13 protein-coding genes and 2 pseudogenes are annotated in these 15,561 nt (G+C 42.1%); all 15 read left to right on the forward strand.

Annotated features, from left to right (window positions below; all coding sequences use genetic code 11):
* Window positions 1-415 precede the first annotated feature (415 nt).
* The 15 genes and pseudogenes from yfmF to LCL91_RS03125 all read left to right on the forward strand — a co-directional run bounded on the left by yfmF (window position 416) and on the right by LCL91_RS03125 (window position 15,511).
* Window positions 416-1,687 (forward strand): EF-P 5-aminopentanol modification-associated protein YfmF, encoded by a 1,272-nt coding sequence (gene yfmF, locus LCL91_RS03055; protein WP_425589653.1) that lies wholly within the window; start codon window positions 416-418, stop codon window positions 1,685-1,687.
* Window positions 1,688-1,689: 2 nt separating this feature from the next.
* Window positions 1,690-2,976 (forward strand): EF-P 5-aminopentanol modification-associated protein YfmH, encoded by a 1,287-nt coding sequence (gene yfmH / locus LCL91_RS03060; RefSeq protein ID WP_224879826.1) that lies wholly within the window; start codon window positions 1,690-1,692, stop codon window positions 2,974-2,976.
* A 58-nt stretch (window positions 2,977-3,034) separates the two neighbouring features.
* A complete protein-coding gene (gene ymfI, locus LCL91_RS03065) occupies window positions 3,035-3,745 on the forward strand; it encodes an elongation factor P 5-aminopentanone reductase (RefSeq protein WP_224879827.1) in 711 nt (236 codons plus the stop codon).
* A gap of 69 nt (window positions 3,746-3,814) precedes the next feature.
* On the forward strand, window positions 3,815-4,066 hold the full coding sequence (locus LCL91_RS03070; RefSeq protein WP_224879829.1) for a DUF3243 domain-containing protein: 252 nt from the start codon (window positions 3,815-3,817) through the stop codon (window positions 4,064-4,066).
* 167 nt (window positions 4,067-4,233) lie between these two features.
* Window positions 4,234-5,016: a YmfK family protein gene (locus tag LCL91_RS03075; RefSeq protein WP_224879831.1), complete on the forward strand. Its 783-nt coding sequence runs from the start codon at window positions 4,234-4,236 to the stop codon at window positions 5,014-5,016.
* Between the two features lie 17 nt (window positions 5,017-5,033).
* Window positions 5,034-5,975 (forward strand): helix-turn-helix domain-containing protein, encoded by a 942-nt coding sequence (locus LCL91_RS03080; protein WP_224879834.1) that lies wholly within the window; start codon window positions 5,034-5,036, stop codon window positions 5,973-5,975.
* A gap of 165 nt (window positions 5,976-6,140) precedes the next feature.
* Window positions 6,141-6,719, forward strand: coding sequence for a CDP-diacylglycerol--glycerol-3-phosphate 3-phosphatidyltransferase (gene pgsA / locus LCL91_RS03085; RefSeq protein ID WP_224879836.1), 579 nt, complete (start codon window positions 6,141-6,143; stop codon window positions 6,717-6,719).
* Window positions 6,720-6,903: 184 nt separating this feature from the next.
* A complete protein-coding gene (locus tag LCL91_RS03090) occupies window positions 6,904-8,133 on the forward strand; it encodes a competence/damage-inducible protein A (protein ID WP_224879838.1) in 1,230 nt (409 codons plus the stop codon).
* Between the two features lie 12 nt (window positions 8,134-8,145).
* Window positions 8,146-9,714 carry a DEAD/DEAH box helicase gene (locus LCL91_RS03095; RefSeq protein WP_224879840.1) on the forward strand — a complete coding sequence of 523 codons (1,569 nt, stop codon included), beginning with the start codon at window positions 8,146-8,148 and terminating at the stop codon, window positions 9,712-9,714.
* 186 nt (window positions 9,715-9,900) lie between these two features.
* Window positions 9,901-10,509, forward strand: a pseudogene (recA, locus tag LCL91_RS03100) (recombinase RecA); the annotation flags it as partial.
* A 350-nt stretch (window positions 10,510-10,859) separates the two neighbouring features.
* Window positions 10,860-11,297, forward strand: a pseudogene (locus tag LCL91_RS22305) (recombinase RecA); the annotation flags it as partial.
* Between the two features lie 377 nt (window positions 11,298-11,674).
* Window positions 11,675-13,237, forward strand: coding sequence for a ribonuclease Y (gene rny / locus LCL91_RS03110; protein WP_098443419.1), 1,563 nt, complete (start codon window positions 11,675-11,677; stop codon window positions 13,235-13,237).
* 105 nt (window positions 13,238-13,342) lie between these two features.
* On the forward strand, window positions 13,343-14,137 hold the full coding sequence (locus LCL91_RS03115) for a TIGR00282 family metallophosphoesterase (RefSeq protein WP_098443420.1): 795 nt from the start codon (window positions 13,343-13,345) through the stop codon (window positions 14,135-14,137).
* 101 nt (window positions 14,138-14,238) lie between these two features.
* Window positions 14,239-14,499: a stage V sporulation protein SpoVS gene (gene spoVS, locus LCL91_RS03120; protein WP_044391806.1), complete on the forward strand. Its 261-nt coding sequence runs from the start codon at window positions 14,239-14,241 to the stop codon at window positions 14,497-14,499.
* An 88-nt stretch (window positions 14,500-14,587) separates the two neighbouring features.
* Window positions 14,588-15,511 (forward strand): dipeptidase, encoded by a 924-nt coding sequence (locus LCL91_RS03125; RefSeq protein ID WP_224879842.1) that lies wholly within the window; start codon window positions 14,588-14,590, stop codon window positions 15,509-15,511.
* The last annotated feature ends 50 nt before the right edge of the window (window positions 15,512-15,561 follow it).

Below are 15,561 nucleotides of genomic sequence, written 5' to 3' on the forward strand. Positions count from 1 at the left end.
CGTGTTCTAGTTCAAGCGCTCCAATATCTCCGTTTCTAAACGCTCGTCTCCGCTTTTCTTTAGATCCAGCTGCAGTGGGCAGGGTCTCGATCGCTTCAGCATTTTAAATGAACACAAAGACCGTGTTCTTTTGAAATGCCTCCAGCGCTTGTCGAGGCTAACCGCCCACTTCCGCTTTTCGTGATCCAGCTGCAGCGCCCAGCCTCTCGATCGCTTCAGCATTTCATCCGAACACAAAGAACGTGTTCAAATGAAATGCCTCCAGCGCTTGTCGAGGCTAATCGGGCGCTTCCGCTTTTCTTTTAAAAAGTACTAATTGCTTACACTATGACACATACTATGGTATAAAGGGGGTAAGTTTTACTTTCCTCTAATGGTAGGTAATGGATTTAAAAAAGGAGTGAGGTCAATGGCGATTATCCCTCATGAGAAAACCTCGTGCGGCGGTTTGACGCTACATAGGATCCAGACGGATAAATATAAAACAACGACGGTTGTGGTTCAATTTAAAGCGCGTTTGACGAAGGAGACCGTGACGAAAAGGGCTCTTTTGCCTTATGTGTTGCAAAGCGGTACGAAAAACTATTCTTCTTCGAAAGCGGTTCGTACAGAGCTTGAGAAGCTCTATGGGGCGACGCTTGGTGTGGATCTTGCCAAGAAGGGTGATTTTCATGTGATGACGTTCCGGATGGACTTCGCGAATGAAAAGTTCCTTTCTGAAGATGAGCCTTTGTTTAAGAAAGCCCTTTCTTTACTTTCAGAGGTGATCATGAATCCAAAGACGGATGGATCTGGCTTCGATTCTTCCATCGTTGATAAAGAAAAGCGGACGATGAAACAGCGTATTCAATCGATATATGATGATAAAATGCGCTATTCAAACATGAGACTAACGCAAGAAATGTTCCCTAATGAGGCTTTTGGATTGCATATTTACGGAGAAAAAGAAGAAGTGGATGGCGTGACAGCGCAGTCTCTTTATGATTACTATAAAAAAGTTTGTGCAGAAGATGAAATTGACCTTTATTTAGTTGGTGACTTAGAAGGCGTTCATGCTGAAGAAGTTGTGAAGGAGCTTTTCCCGTTTCAAGAACGTAGCGATCGAAAGTCCGAAACAACTGAAAAAGCATCTCTTGATGTAGAAGAAAAAGAGATCCTTGAAACACAGGAAATCAAGCAAGGAAAGCTTCATATGGGCTTTCGCTCTGGCGTTGGGTATGCGGATGATGAATACTTCGCCCTTCAAGTATTTAATGGCATGTTTGGAGGCTTCTCACACTCCAAGCTTTTTCGGAACGTACGGGAAAAAGAGAGCCTTGCTTATTACGCCGCGTCCCGCTATGAAAGTCATAAAGGCTTAATCATTGTGATGTCTGGCATTGAGTTTAAAAACTTTAAAAAGACTGTGGATATTATTAAAGAGCAGCTTACGGCTATGAGAGAAGGCGACTTCAACGAGGAAGAAATGAAGCAAACAAAAACCATGATTCGCAATCAGCTCCTTGAGACGGTCGATGACGCAAAAGGAATGGTCGAGCTGCTCTATCACGGTGTTGTCTCTCAAAAGCTACGTACAATTGAAGAGTGGCTTGATGGTGTGGAAGCTGTGACTAAAGAAGATATTTTAGCGGTTGCGGATAAGGTTAAGCTTGATACCGTTTATTTCTTAAAAGGCGAGGAGGCTTAATCATGAAAACTATTCCATTTAATCAGTTGCAAGAAACGCTATATCACCAAACGATGGATAACGGACTTGACGTGTATGTTCTCCCGAAGAAGGGTTTTAATAAAACGTACGCAACGTTTACAACCAAATACGGTTCAGTAGACAATCACTTTGTTCCTTTAAACGGTTCAGAGAATGTGCAAGTGCCAGATGGCATTGCTCACTTTCTTGAGCATAAAATGTTTGAAAAAGAAGACCGTGATGTCTTTCAAGATTTTAGTAAGCAGGGTGCGTCTTCGAATGCATTTACATCGTTTACAAGAACCGCTTACTTGTTTTCAACAACTCAGAACGTGATGCAGAACCTTGAAACGCTTGTGAACTTTGTTCAAGATCCGTACTTTAGCGACCAAAGTGTTGAAAAGGAAAAGGGTATTATCGGTCAAGAAATTGAAATGTATAATGATAATTCTGATTGGCGTGCGTATTTTGGTGTCATTGAAAATATGTTTCACCACCATCCGGTTAAAATAGATATTGCTGGAACAATTGAATCGATCGCAAAAATCACGAAAGAATCACTCTATACGTGTTATGAAACGTTCTACCATCCTTCGAACATGGTGTTATTTGTAGTAGGTGCTGTGGAGCCGAATGAAATTATGTCATTTGTAGAGGAAAACCAGGCAGCAAAATCGTATAAAGACCAGCCACCAATTGAACGTTTCTTTGATTCAGAACCAAAGACAGTAGCAGAGAAGAAGAAAGTGTTGCCGATGTCGGTTCAAGTGGCAAAATGCCTTGTTGGATTTAAAGAACCAAATCCAGGACGCCAGGGCAAGGATCTTCTTAAACATGAGCTATCCATTAATCTCGCACTCGATTTAATGTTTGGCCAGAGTTCAGAGAACTATGAGAAGCTTTATAATGAAGGGCTCATCGATCAAAGTTTTTCATATGATTTTACTGAAGAAGAGAATTTTGGTTTTTCGATTGTCGGAAGTAACACAAGCTCACCTGATGAGCTTGCGAACCGATTATATGAGATGATTCAATCATTTAGAAATGAATCAGTGGATACCGATCAGCTTGAGCGCATCCGTAAGAAAAAAATCGGTAGTTTCTTAAGAGCGTTAAATTCACCAGAGTTTATTGCAAACCAATTTACTCGCTATCGTTTTAACGACATGGATTTATTTGAAGTTGTCCCAATGCTTGAATCCATAACGGCAAAAGACATTGAAGAGGCAATGAAAGGGCACTTTGCAGAAGATTCATTTACTGTCTGTCAAGTCGTTCCAAAAGGTTAAAAAGCACCCAATCGGGTGCTTTTTCATTGAAAGATTTAACGGGAGAGGAAGAATAGGAATGAAAGAAATATTAATCACTGGAGCGAGTGGGGGTATAGGAAGAGCGGTAGCAAAGAACTATGTCAAAAACGGTAACCGTGTTTACGCTCATTACAATACAAATGCTGCCTCTATACAGGAGCTACAAAAGAATCATCCAGAAGCAGATATTTTCCCGGTTCAAGCAAACTTATCGGAAAAAGATGGCGTAGAAGTTTTAACCGAGAAAGTTGTGGATGTTGATACGCTTATTCTTAATGCTGGAAATAGTTACTTTGGTTTATTAACCGATATGGCAGGAGATGAAATTGATGCAATGGTTCAACTCCACCTCACATCGCCCATTAAACTTGCGAAGCACTACATTTCCTCGATGGTGCAAAGAAAACAAGGGTCCATAATCGTTGTTTCATCTGTCTTCGGGTTAACAGGAGCTTCTTGTGAAGTGGTTTATTCTTCTGTAAAAGGTGGTTTAAATGCTTTTGTGAAGGGGTTAGCGAAAGAGCTCGGACCGAGTGGTATCCGAGTCAATGCGGTGGCGCCAGGGTATATATCCACTGAAATGAACGCACGGCTGACAGCGGACGATGAACACGATTTGATGAACGAAATTCCGATGGGACGATCTGGAACGCCTGAAGAGGTAGCTTCTTTGATTTCATTTTTAGATTCCAATCAAGCTTCTTACATAAGCGGTCAAATTATTTCCATTGATGGGGCCTGGCAATAAAAAACGATGCATAATGTCCACTCCTTCGAGACAACATATAGGTGATGACTTGATAAAGGAGGGACATAGATGTCTGTACTAGATAATTTTGAATCATGGAAAGGGTTCTTGCATGACCGCTTAACTCAGGGCGAGCAGCAAGGGCTTTCTCAAGAAGTTGTCTCAGATGTTGCTTATCAGATCGGCGGATACCTTGCTGATGGCGTGAAAGCGAAGAATGAGCAAGAACAGCTTCTTGCCGACCTATGGCATGTAGCAAGTCAAGAAGAACAGCACGCGATCGCAAATATGATGGTTAAGCTTGTTCAAAACGAAAGATAAATGTCGCTTCTAAAGAAGAAGGGTGGACCAACACCCTTCTTTTTCTATGAAAATGTTCAAAAGTTGTAAGAAAAGTAAACAAAATCCCTATTCATCTCTTTTAACCTTTATGAAAATCATTTATGATTAAAGGAACATAGGAAATTTGTGGCTAAAGGAGTTGGCGTATGGAGAAGAAGGAATGGTATTTGGAGTATGAAATACATAAAAATAGGCCTGGTCTTTTAGGCGACGTCGCTTCCCTACTAGGGATGCTCGGTATTAATATCATTACGATCAATGGTGTTGACGATATGCGAAGAGGCCTGCTTCTCCTCGTTGATGAAGTTGAGCAAATCGAGCGACTTGAGTCCATTTTAAATACAATGGATAACATTACAGTAACAAAAATGAGAGAACCAAAGTTACGCGATCGCCTAGCAGTACGACACGGAAGATATATTCAGCGTGATGCCGACGATAAAAAAACGTTTCGATTTATTCGAGATGAGCTTGGTTTGCTTGTTGATTTTCTAGCTGAAATTTTTAAACAGGATGGCCACAAACTCGTTGGAATCCGTGGTATGCCACGAGTTGGAAAAACAGAATCAATCGTTGCTTCAAGCGTTTGTGCGAACAAACGATGGGTCTTTTTATCCTCTACTATGCTAAAACAAACGGTTCGTACTCAAATTGCTGACGATGAATTTAATAGCGATCATATTTTTTTAATTGATGGAATTGTATCTGCAAGAAGAGCTTCAGAGCGGCACTGGCAGGTACTTCGTGATATCATGAGACTACCGGCAACGAAGGTTGTTGAGCATCCTGATATATTTGTTCAAGAAACAGAGTATACGATGAACGATTTTGATTATATAATTGAATTGCGAGACGATCCGGAACAAGAAATTACATATCAGGTAATTGAGAATCGATCTTCTGGATTTTCAAACTTAGACTTTAACTAATTGGTAGGTGTTTTTCATTGACAGAGCTAGGTCAACGTCTGAAGGATGCTCGAAATGATAAGGGATTATCGCTCGAGGAAATTCAGTCCATCACTAAGATTCAAAAACGCTATCTTCATGCCATTGAAGAAGGAAATTACGAACTGCTTCCAGGTAATTTTTATACGCGTGCATTCATTAAAAACTATGCGGAAGCAGTTGGCCTTCACGGAGATGAATTGCTTGAGGAGTACGCTTCTGAAATTCCAAAAGCAAACGCAGATGTGCCTGAAAGTTTACCACCAAGGAAAATGAGAAGGCCTCAAGCACCGAGTAAGTCATCTTCTGTGTCATCAAAATGGTCTTCCGTGTTTCCATCTGTTCTTGTCGTGTTACTCATTGTAGGCGTCGCAGCGTTAATCTGGTATGTTGTTCAGAGTGGTGACCAGAAGACGAATCAGAACGCAACGACGAATCAGGCGGAGGAGCAAGTGACAAGCGATGAAAACAGCGGCAGTGCTCCAGACTCAGATGAAGTAAGTAACGAAGGTGATTCTTCAAGCGAAGCAACAGCTTCGGAAGAAGAGACAAAATCAAAGGAAGATGAAAAAGCAGAGGAAGAAAAAGCTGCTGAAGAAGAAGAGCCAGAAGAAGAAGCTCCTAAGATGGAAATTAAGAAAGTAAAGAGTGATACCGACAACTCTACGTTTGAAATCAAAAACGCAGATAAATTCGAAGTAAAGCTAGAAGCATCTGGATCTAGCTGGGTAGCTTTAACAGGGGCGAGTGACAAGAAGTATGTATACGAAAGTCTTGCTAAAGGCAAAAGCGTGACGCAAGATTTATCAAAAGAGTCTTCTGCGACGCTTCGACTCGGAAGTTCTCCTAGCATTGAAGTGTTTGTGAATGGCGAAAAAATTGACATCCCAAAAGAACCAGTTGTTCAAAATGTAACCTTTACTTTTGAAAAAGCAGAATAAATCCACAAAGAGTCATCTTTTCAGATGGCTCTTTTCTTTCAATTTTCGTTGGTGAAGTTTTCCTTTCTGCATGAAGGAAACAGTGATAGAATAGAATACGATTTAGTGGAGGTGTGACGATCAGCGCACGATCAATAGGTTACATAACATTTAGGAGGAAGACACGTGAATTTGCCTAATAAAATTACCGTTTCACGCATTTTTTTAATTCCTGTTTTTCTAATTTTTCTCCTCGCGCCGCTGCCGCTTGGTGAAACTGAAATTGCAGGCACCGTCTTATTGAATTCCCAATTAATTGCAACAGCGATTTTTATTTTCGCATCGGTAACCGATTGGATTGATGGTTACATAGCTAGAAAACATAACCTGGTTACGAACCTTGGGAAATTCCTCGATCCGCTTGCCGATAAACTACTTGTTACTTCAGCGTTTGTTTCACTCGTTGAGCTCGGGGCCGCGCCTGCTTGGATTGTTGTGGTTATTCTTAGCCGTGAATTTGCAGTTACAGGGCTAAGATTAGTTGCTTCTTCTGAAGGAGAAGTACTTGCAGCAAGCAACCTTGGGAAATTGAAAACTTGGATTCAAATCATCGCGATCATTATGCTATTGATTGAGAATGTTCCATTTGAATCCATTGGCTTTCCTTTTGCAACGATTTCCCTATGGGCAGCGCTCATTATCACCGTCTATTCGGGATGGGATTACTTCTCTAAGAATAAAGAGGTCCTACTTAAATCACGTTAACACCTTTAGGGAACAGATTATTCTGTTCCCTTTTGAGCCCTCATTAGGCAATTAAATTTAAGCGTATCTTTGTTTCTTCAGTGCGCATTCTTATACGTAAAGGCAAAACCATTGTATAATGAAAGTGGAAGAATTATGAGCTATTGAATCAGAATCTTGATTCAAATAGAGGGGATGGTTACAAATGAATGCTGAAATCATTGGAATCGGTTCAGAGTTATTACTCGGACAAATCGCAAACACGAATGCACAGTTCATCTCACAACGCCTAGCTGATCTTGGAATTAATGTTTTCTATCACACAGTTGTTGGCGATAATCATGAGCGTTTAAAACAAGCAATTGAAGTCGCTCAGACGCGCTCAGACCTACTCGTTTTCACAGGTGGACTTGGTCCGACGAAAGATGATCTTACGAAAGAAACGATCGCAGAAACGCTTAACAAACAGCTTGTTTATAACGAAGAGGCGATGAAAACGATTCAAGCTTATTATGACAAAACAGGTGCTCCTATGTCGGAAAATAACCGTAAACAGGCACTAGTCCTTGAAGGTGCTGCCGTTCTTCGAAATGATAATGGCATGGCTCCCGGTATGGCGCTTACGGAGAACAACCACACGTACATGCTTTTCCCAGGTCCTCCGAAAGAACTTTACCCGATGTTTACAAACTATGCAGAGCCCTATTTACTTGGCCAGCTGAAGCAGGGAGATACGATTGTCTCACGTGTTCTTCGGTTTTTTGGTATTGGAGAATCGAGGCTTGAAACAGAACTTGAAGATTTAATTGATCAGCAAACGAACCCTACAATTGCGCCGCTTGCAGGAGAGTGGGAAGTGACGCTTCGTTTAACCGCAAAAGCTGACTCAAAAGAAGAAGCAAACAAGTTGATTGATGAAACAGAAAAGAAAATTCATGCACGCGTTGGAACATTTTTGTATGGGTATGGAGAGACATCACTTCCAAAAGAAGTTTTTTCAATGCTAAAGGATCGGAACTGGTCGATCTCAACAGCAGAGAGTTTAACAGGCGGGATGTTTAGTCAGGAGTTAACAGATCTCCCTGGAGTATCATCACTTTTCTACGGTGGGGTTGTGTGTTACTCTAACGAAGTAAAGCGAGAGATCGGCGTATCAAAAGAGACACTGGAAGCATACGGTGCCGTAAGTGAAGAATGTGCGATTGAACTCGCTAGAAGCGTAAAAGCGAAATATAAAACAGACGTCGGCATCAGTTTTACAGGGGTTGCAGGCCCTGATCCTAGTGAAGGGAAAGACGCTGGGACCGTTTATATCGGCGTGGCCGCACCATCTGGTGAAAATGTGGTTGCCCTGAATCTTGCTGGGAACCGCAATGCGATTCGCAAACGTACTGTGAAACATGGATTTAATACATTATTGAAGTTAGAAAGGTGAATGTCCTAAGTTATGAAGAATTTTGAAGACTTTGCACTATCAAACGAAGTGAAAAAAGCTGTGCTCGAGCTTGGCTTTAAAGAAGCCACTCCCATCCAGGAAAAAGCTCTTGAACCAATTTTAGAAGGAAGAGATATGATTGGTCAGGCTCAGACGGGTACAGGGAAAACAGCCGCTTTTGGTATACCTGTGATTGAGAAAGTAAAGAAAATTGGTGGTCCTGAAGCGATCATCTTAACGCCAACACGTGAGCTTGCGATGCAAGTAGCAATTGAACTGCAGAAGCTTTCAAAATACAAAGGCTTAAATGTTCTCGCAGTATATGGTGGAGAACCAATCTATCATCAAATTCGCGCTTTAAAAAGAGGCGTTAACATTGTGGTTGGAACACCGGGCCGCATGCTTGACCATCTGAAGCGTAAGACGCTTCGCACGGATAATATTCATACAGCGATTCTTGATGAAGCAGATGAAATGCTTGATATGGGCTTTATTGACGATATTGAATTGATTTTTAAGCAGCTTCCTGTTAAGCGTCAGTCGCTTCTATTTTCCGCTACTATTCCTGCACCAATCCGTAAGCTTTCTAGTAAGTATTTGAAAGATCCGATTACCATTTCCGTTTCTAAAGGGGATGTCACCGCTGATACAGTGGAGCAAGTGTATTACCGCACGTTCGAAAGTGACAAATTTGATACGCTCTGTCGCGTGATTGAAAGCGAAAATATTCGACTTGGTATTATTTTCACTAAGACGAAAAAAGGAGCTGCGCAAGTTACAGAATCATTGAAAAAGCGTGGGTACCGAGCAGAAGAGCTTCATGGTGATCTGACACAGCAACAGCGATCTAAAGTCATGAATCTCTTTAGACGATCACAAGTGAACTTCCTTGTCGCGACAGATATCGCTGCAAGGGGCATTGATGTGGCACACGTAAGCCACGTTATTAACTATGATATCCCTGAGGATCCGGAACGCTATGTCCATCGTATTGGACGCACGGGTCGCGCTGGAAACAAAGGGGTTGCGCTAACGCTTGTAACGCCAAAGGATATGCGCTTCCTTCAGTCAATTGAATCAAAGATCAAGTTAAACCTTTCAGCTGAGCCTCTCCAAGATGAGACGGTAGATCTTGATAACATCGTTAAATCTGTTGAAAAGCAGCTGAAGAAACAGAAAACTGATTCAACGGCTCGAGAAACGGCTGATCTTCTACTTGCAAAATACAACGCTGAAGATCTTGTTCAAGCTTTCCTTGAAAATGCCATACAAGAGAAGCAAAACACCACGCCTTCTGAATATAACTTCGGTGAAACGGGAGGACAGAACGGAATGGTTCGTTTCTTCTTGAATGTGGGTCGTAACATTGATCTTCATCCTAAAAAACTGTTAAGTGAGCTTTCAGCTATGGCGGGTGTTGAGACAGAGTCAGTAGGTCGTATTGACATCTTTGAGAAATTCTCATTCTTTGAAGTGCATGAAGACGTGGCACCGTTCGTCTATGAAGCGCTTCGAGCTGGTGGTGTTGATGGTAAATCAATCCACTTAGAACCTGCAAAACCACAAAAAAGCAGAGTGTAAAAAATGTGACGATCAGCTCCAATAGGGGGCTGGTCGTTCTTCTTTCATCTTTCATTCATAGAGCGAAAGAAAAAGTCAATAGACTCTTGAAATAAAAAAAGACGAATAAATGTTCGGTTTTCTATTGGCAAATGACCTAAAAAGAGATATGATAGTGATAGCTTAATAACGAGGAGGAATTCATTCGTGAGTGATCGTAAAGCTGCCTTAGATATGGCACTTAGACAAATAGAAAAACAATTCGGTAAAGGTTCAATCATGAAACTCGGCGAACAAGCTGAGCAAAGAGTCTCTACGGTATCCACTGGTTCACTGGCTCTTGATATTGCTCTTGGTGTAGGAGGGTATCCTAGAGGCCGTGTCATCGAAGTTTACGGCCCGGAATCTTCTGGTAAAACAACCGTTGCTCTTCATGCCATTGCAGAAGTTCAGCGTAATGGTGGTCAGGCCGCATTTATCGATGCTGAGCACGCACTTGATCCGGTTTATGCAGAAAAGCTTGGTGTTAACATCGATGAGCTATTGCTTTCTCAACCTGACACAGGAGAACAAGCCCTAGAAATTGCTGAAGCGCTCGTACGAAGTGGAGCAGTTGATATGGTCGTTGTTGACTCCGTTGCTGCCCTTGTACCAAAGGCTGAAATCGAAGGTGAAATGGGAGATGCACACGTTGGTTTGCAGGCGCGTTTAATGTCTCAAGCGCTTCGTAAGCTTTCTGGTGCGATTAATAAATCCAAAACAACCGCGGTCTTTATTAACCAGATCCGTGAAAAAGTTGGGGTTATGTTCGGAAATCAACGATTAGTTGCTTAATCTTTTTCTATAATCAATTTAAAAAGAAAAGATTAAGGAGTTTACTATGGGTTTCCCTTGCTAGCGATAGCATGTTAAAAAACCTTGTGAACCTTATTGCCTGAGGGTGTGGCATTAATTATGCTGCTAACGGTGAAGCCCCCCAGTTTATGGGTAATACCGTGCCAAGCCTCTTTAAGAGGAAGGTGTAGAGACTACCGAAAAGAACTCATATAGGAGTTAACTTAGTAGGGTACGGCAGAAGATAGGCTGCTGCTGGAAGTGCAAGGCTCTCAATTTATTGAGATGAAGAGATAGTCCACACTATAGAAATGGAAAATCTATAGAAAATGCCAGAAACAACTCCAGGCGGACGTGCGCTGAAATTCTATTCATCTGTTCGATTAGAAGTTCGTCGTGCTGAGACGCTGAAACAGGGTAATGACATGGTCGGTAACAAAACGCGTATTAAAGTTGTAAAGAACAAGGTGGCTCCGCCGTTTAAACAGGCAGAAGTCGACATCATGTACGGGGAAGGTATTTCCAAGCAGGGTGAGATCCTTGATATTGGTTCTAACCTTGAAATCGTTCAGAAGAGCGGCGCATGGTTCTCATTCGAAGGCGAACGCCTTGGACAGGGTCGCGAAAATGCAAAACAATTCTTGAAAGAAAACCCGGCAATGGAAGCTGAGATTGAAGGGCGTATTCGCGCTCATCATAATCTTGATGCCGATAAGCAAGTGGATGAAGCGGCTGCAGGTAACGAAACGCTTCTTCCTGACGAAGAATAAAAGCTTTGAAAAAGCCGGTCACTAAGACCGGCTTTTTCTCTAACTACATAGTGTTTGTCTACTAGTCTTCTCACTATAGAACTTACTGGATTTCCATGATCAGGCAGTGAATGACCATTCAATTACAAAGTTATCACGAGAAGTTTAAGGCGTAAAAATGAGCTAGAAAGAGATATTTAAAGGGATTTTGCCTCTATGTGCTCTCTTGACAAGCTTTACGCTGAAAGATACAATATTAATTGTATAATTATAATTTTCTAGTAAAATTATACTTTACTCTTAAAAGATGACATGTGCTGGATTGAAATCTTGCAAGTGGTACTAAGAATTAACATGACAGCAAACCAACAAGTTGATAGCAGGAGGAGGTGAGTTCGATGGATATAGTGATCATCATCTCCACTATGCTGGTCTCTGCAGTAGTCGGAGCAGTTGTTGGATTTCTTGTTCGCAAAACGATTGCTGAAGCGAAAATCTCCAGTGCAGAAATGGAAGCGCAACGGATTATCAAAGAGGGTAAAAACGACGCTGAAGCTTTGAAAAAGGAAGCTATGCTTGAAGCGAAGGACGAGAATCATAACCTTCGTGTTGAAGCTGAGCGTGAAATTCGTGAACGCAGAAATGAGTTACAAAAACAAGAGAATCGTTTGGTACAAAAAGAAGAGGTCCTTGATCGTAAAAGTGAGACTCTTGACAAAAAAGAGGATTCCCTCGAAAGAAGAGAGGACTCTCTCACCAAAAAACAACGACAAATTGAAGAGATGGAAGGCAAAGTGGAGGAGTTGCTCCAAGAGCAACAACACGAGCTTCAGCGAATTTCCGGTTTAACAAGGGAAGAAGCGAAGCAAATCATCTTCCGTGAAAGCGAGCAGGAACTTGAGCATGAGCTTGCGCAGATGGTGAAAGAGCGCGAGAACTTTGCGAAAGAAGAAGCTGATAAGAAAGCGAGAGAAGTATTGTCGCTTGCGATTCAGCGCTGTGCAGCGGATCATGTTGCAGAAACGACGGTTTCCGTTGTTAACCTGCCTAATGATGAGATGAAAGGTCGAATCATCGGTCGTGAAGGCCGAAACATTCGAACTCTTGAAACGCTAACGGGGATTGACCTCATTATCGATGATACACCTGAGGCAGTTATTTTGTCCGGTTTTGATCCGATTCGAAGAGAGATTGCTCGTAATGCCCTGGATAAACTCGTACAGGATGGAAGAATTCACCCTGCACGAATTGAAGAAATGGTTGAGAAATCACGCAGGGAAGTGGATGAATACATTCGCGAAGTGGGAGAACAATCCACATTTGAAATTGGAGTTCACGGACTCCACCCAGATCTAATTAAGATTTTGGGCCGATTGAAGTTCCGTACAAGTTATGGACAGAATGTCTTGAAGCACTCTATGGAAGTAGCTTATCTAACCGGTCTAATGGCCGCAGAGCTTGGAGAAGATGTACAGCTTGCACGTCGCGCTGGTCTCCTTCACGATCTCGGTAAAGCAATTGACCACGAAGTTGAAGGTAGCCATGTTGAAATCGGCGTTGAGCTTGCAACGAAGTATAAAGAGCATCCGGTTGTTATTAATGCAATCGCATCTCACCATGGTGATACGGAAGCAACATCAGTAATCTCCACGCTTGTGGCAGCAGCAGACGCTCTATCAGCTGCACGTCCAGGAGCGCGTCGTGAAACGCTTGAGACGTACATTCGTCGTCTTGAGAAGCTTGAAGAAATTTCTGAGTCGTTTGAAGGCGTTGAGAAATCATTCGCTATTCAAGCAGGTCGAGAAATTCGGATTATGGTAAAACCTGATCTAGTCGATGACGTTTCATCGTATCGTCTTGCACGAGAGATTACAAAGAAAATCGAAAATGAACTGGACTACCCTGGGCACATTAAGGTCACGGTCATCCGTGAAACAAGGGCAGTTGAGTATGCAAAATAAAGCGATGCCGCGCGCATCGCTTTATTTAATTTCACCAAAAACTTACGAACGATACTTTCTTTTGATAAACTGATAAAGACTGAAAAAAGAGATTGGAGCATTCATATGAAGATTTTATTTATTGGAGACGTTGTCGGGTCCCCGGGACGCAATATGGTTTCAACTTATTTACCTCGCTTAAAGAAAAAGTATAAACCTACCTTTACGATTGTAAATGGAGAGAATGCTGCAAGTGGGCGCGGCATTACAGAGAAAATTTATCGTGGCTTCCTTGAGTCAGGTGCTCAAGTCATTACAATGGGGAACCATACGTGGGATAACCGGGAGATTTTTGAATTTATTGATCGAGCTCCGAAACTCGTCAGACCTGCAAATTATCCAGAAGGAACACCTGGTAATGGATCAACGATTGTAAATATAAATGGCATTGAAGTTGGCGTCATTAACCTCCAAGGTCGAACGTTTCTTCCTGCAATGGATGATCCCTTCCGTAAAGCGGATGAACTGATTGAAGAAATGAGAGAAAGGACACCGGTTATCTTTGTTGATTTTCATGCAGAAACAACAAGTGAAAAACAAGCGATGGGCTGGTACCTTGATGGAAGAGTAACTGCGGTTGTTGGAACGCACACTCATGTGCAAACGGCTGATGAGCGTATTTTACCTGGCGGAACAGCTTACTTAACAGATGCAGGGATGACGGGACCTTACGATGGCATTCTAGGTATGGAGCGAGAAGCTGTTATCAATAAGTTCCTGACAACGATGCCTGTGAGGTTTGAAGTAACGAAAGGGCGGGAACAACTTAGTGGGGTCTTTTTAACACTAGATCCAAAAACTGGTAAGGCCACTAAGATTGAACGGATTGCCATTAACGACGACCATCCATTCTATGATTAAAGAACGTTTGGAAAAAATGGCGGAAACAGCAGGAATACAAGCTTCTTACAAGGAATATAGTCTAGAGTGGTAATGGATGATCAAATTAAGGAGGGGCTATAATGGATATATTAAAAGTTTCAGCAAAATCCAATCCTAATTCTGTAGCTGGTGCACTTGCGGGCGTCCTTCGGGAACGCGGAAATGCCGAGATTCAAGCGATTGGAGCAGGTGCACTAAATCAGGCTGTGAAGGCAGTAGCCATCGCAAGAGGGTTTGTAGCACCTAGTGGCGTTGACCTCATTTGTATCCCTGCTTTCACCGATATACTAATTGATGGTGAAGAGCGTACCGCAATTAAGCTAATTGTAGAGCCTCGCTAAATAGTTCCGTCAGAAAAACCTGTTTGTTTTTACAAACAGGTTTTTTATACTTTTATTTGAACCATAGGAAGCATGAAGGAGGATCATCATGAATATAGTAGATGCACATTGTGATGTGCTATGTAAAATGTGGCTTAACCCTTCTCTCTCATTTGAGAATGGTCAAAGTCTTCATACAAATCTTGAACAAATGAGGGAAGCGGGAGCAAAGCTACAGCTCTTTGCGATTTACGTTCCAGAAAGCGTACCAGATTCCGCTAAATTTGATTGTGCGCTAGAGATGGTGGATATTTTCCATGAGAAAATTGTAAAACCTTATGATGACGTCATCGCAGTCTATTCGAAAAAAGAAGCAGAGCAACTTCCTAAAGGGAAAATAGGTGTGATGCTAACACTAGAGGGTGTGGATGCAATTGGAAGAGAAGCAACTAGACTAAAAACGCTGATCAGACTTGGCGTGCGATCCGTTGGTTTAACATGGAACTATGGGAATGCAACGGCTGACGGGATCCTTGAATCGCGCGGTGCAGGATTAACCGATTTTGGTAGAAGCGTTGTTGATTTACATAACCAGCATCGGATTTGGACAGATGTTTCCCATCTTTCTGTACGGGCCTTCTGGGACGTCGTCGAACATGGACGTTATGTTATCGCAAGTCATTCTAACGCAAAAGCCATTTGCACGCATCCAAGGAACCTTGATAACCAGCAGTTAACGTCTTTAATCGAAAAGAATGCCTTAATCGGCGTTACTTTTGTACCAAAGTTTTTGCGCAATGACCGCAATGCTAGTGTTTCGGATATTATCCATCATATTGAACACATTTGTAGCCTCGGGGGTGCGGAAAATATAGGGCTTGGCTCTGATTTTGATGGGATTGATCAAGTGCCGAAAGATCTAACATGTTACAGCGACTATCCTCGACTTATTGAGGAGCTACATCGCTATTACAATGACGACCAGGTAAAGGGCTTTTTAAGTGAAAATTTGATTGCTAGAATCCCTAGTTAAGTAAGAATTTAGGAATTGTCAGTTTTAAGAGCAGGGAATTATCATCCTAT

Source organism: Guptibacillus hwajinpoensis (assembly GCF_020171785.1).
GTDB lineage: Bacteria > Bacillota > Bacilli > Bacillales > Guptibacillaceae > Guptibacillus > Guptibacillus sedimenti.

Bases quoted from the DNA above. Each gene is read 5' to 3' on its own strand.
- LCL91_RS03070 (WP_224879829.1), top strand. From the start codon at position 3,815: ATGTCTGTACTAGATAATTTTGAATCATGGAAAGGGTTCTTGCATGAC.
- yfmH (WP_224879826.1), top strand. From the start codon at position 1,690: ATGAAAACTATTCCATTTAATCAGTTGCAAGAAACGCTATATCACCAA.
- rny (WP_098443419.1), top strand. From the start codon at position 11,675: ATGGATATAGTGATCATCATCTCCACTATGCTGGTCTCTGCAGTAGTC.
- spoVS (WP_044391806.1), top strand. From the start codon at position 14,239: ATGGATATATTAAAAGTTTCAGCAAAATCCAATCCTAATTCTGTAGCT.
- ymfI (WP_224879827.1), top strand. From the start codon at position 3,035: ATGAAAGAAATATTAATCACTGGAGCGAGTGGGGGTATAGGAAGAGCG.
- LCL91_RS03125 (WP_224879842.1), top strand. From the start codon at position 14,588: ATGAATATAGTAGATGCACATTGTGATGTGCTATGTAAAATGTGGCTT.
- LCL91_RS03095 (WP_224879840.1), top strand. From the start codon at position 8,146: ATGAAGAATTTTGAAGACTTTGCACTATCAAACGAAGTGAAAAAAGCT.
- LCL91_RS03090 (WP_224879838.1), top strand. From the start codon at position 6,904: ATGAATGCTGAAATCATTGGAATCGGTTCAGAGTTATTACTCGGACAA.
- LCL91_RS03075 (WP_224879831.1), top strand. From the start codon at position 4,234: ATGGAGAAGAAGGAATGGTATTTGGAGTATGAAATACATAAAAATAGG.
- LCL91_RS03115 (WP_098443420.1), top strand. From the start codon at position 13,343: ATGAAGATTTTATTTATTGGAGACGTTGTCGGGTCCCCGGGACGCAAT.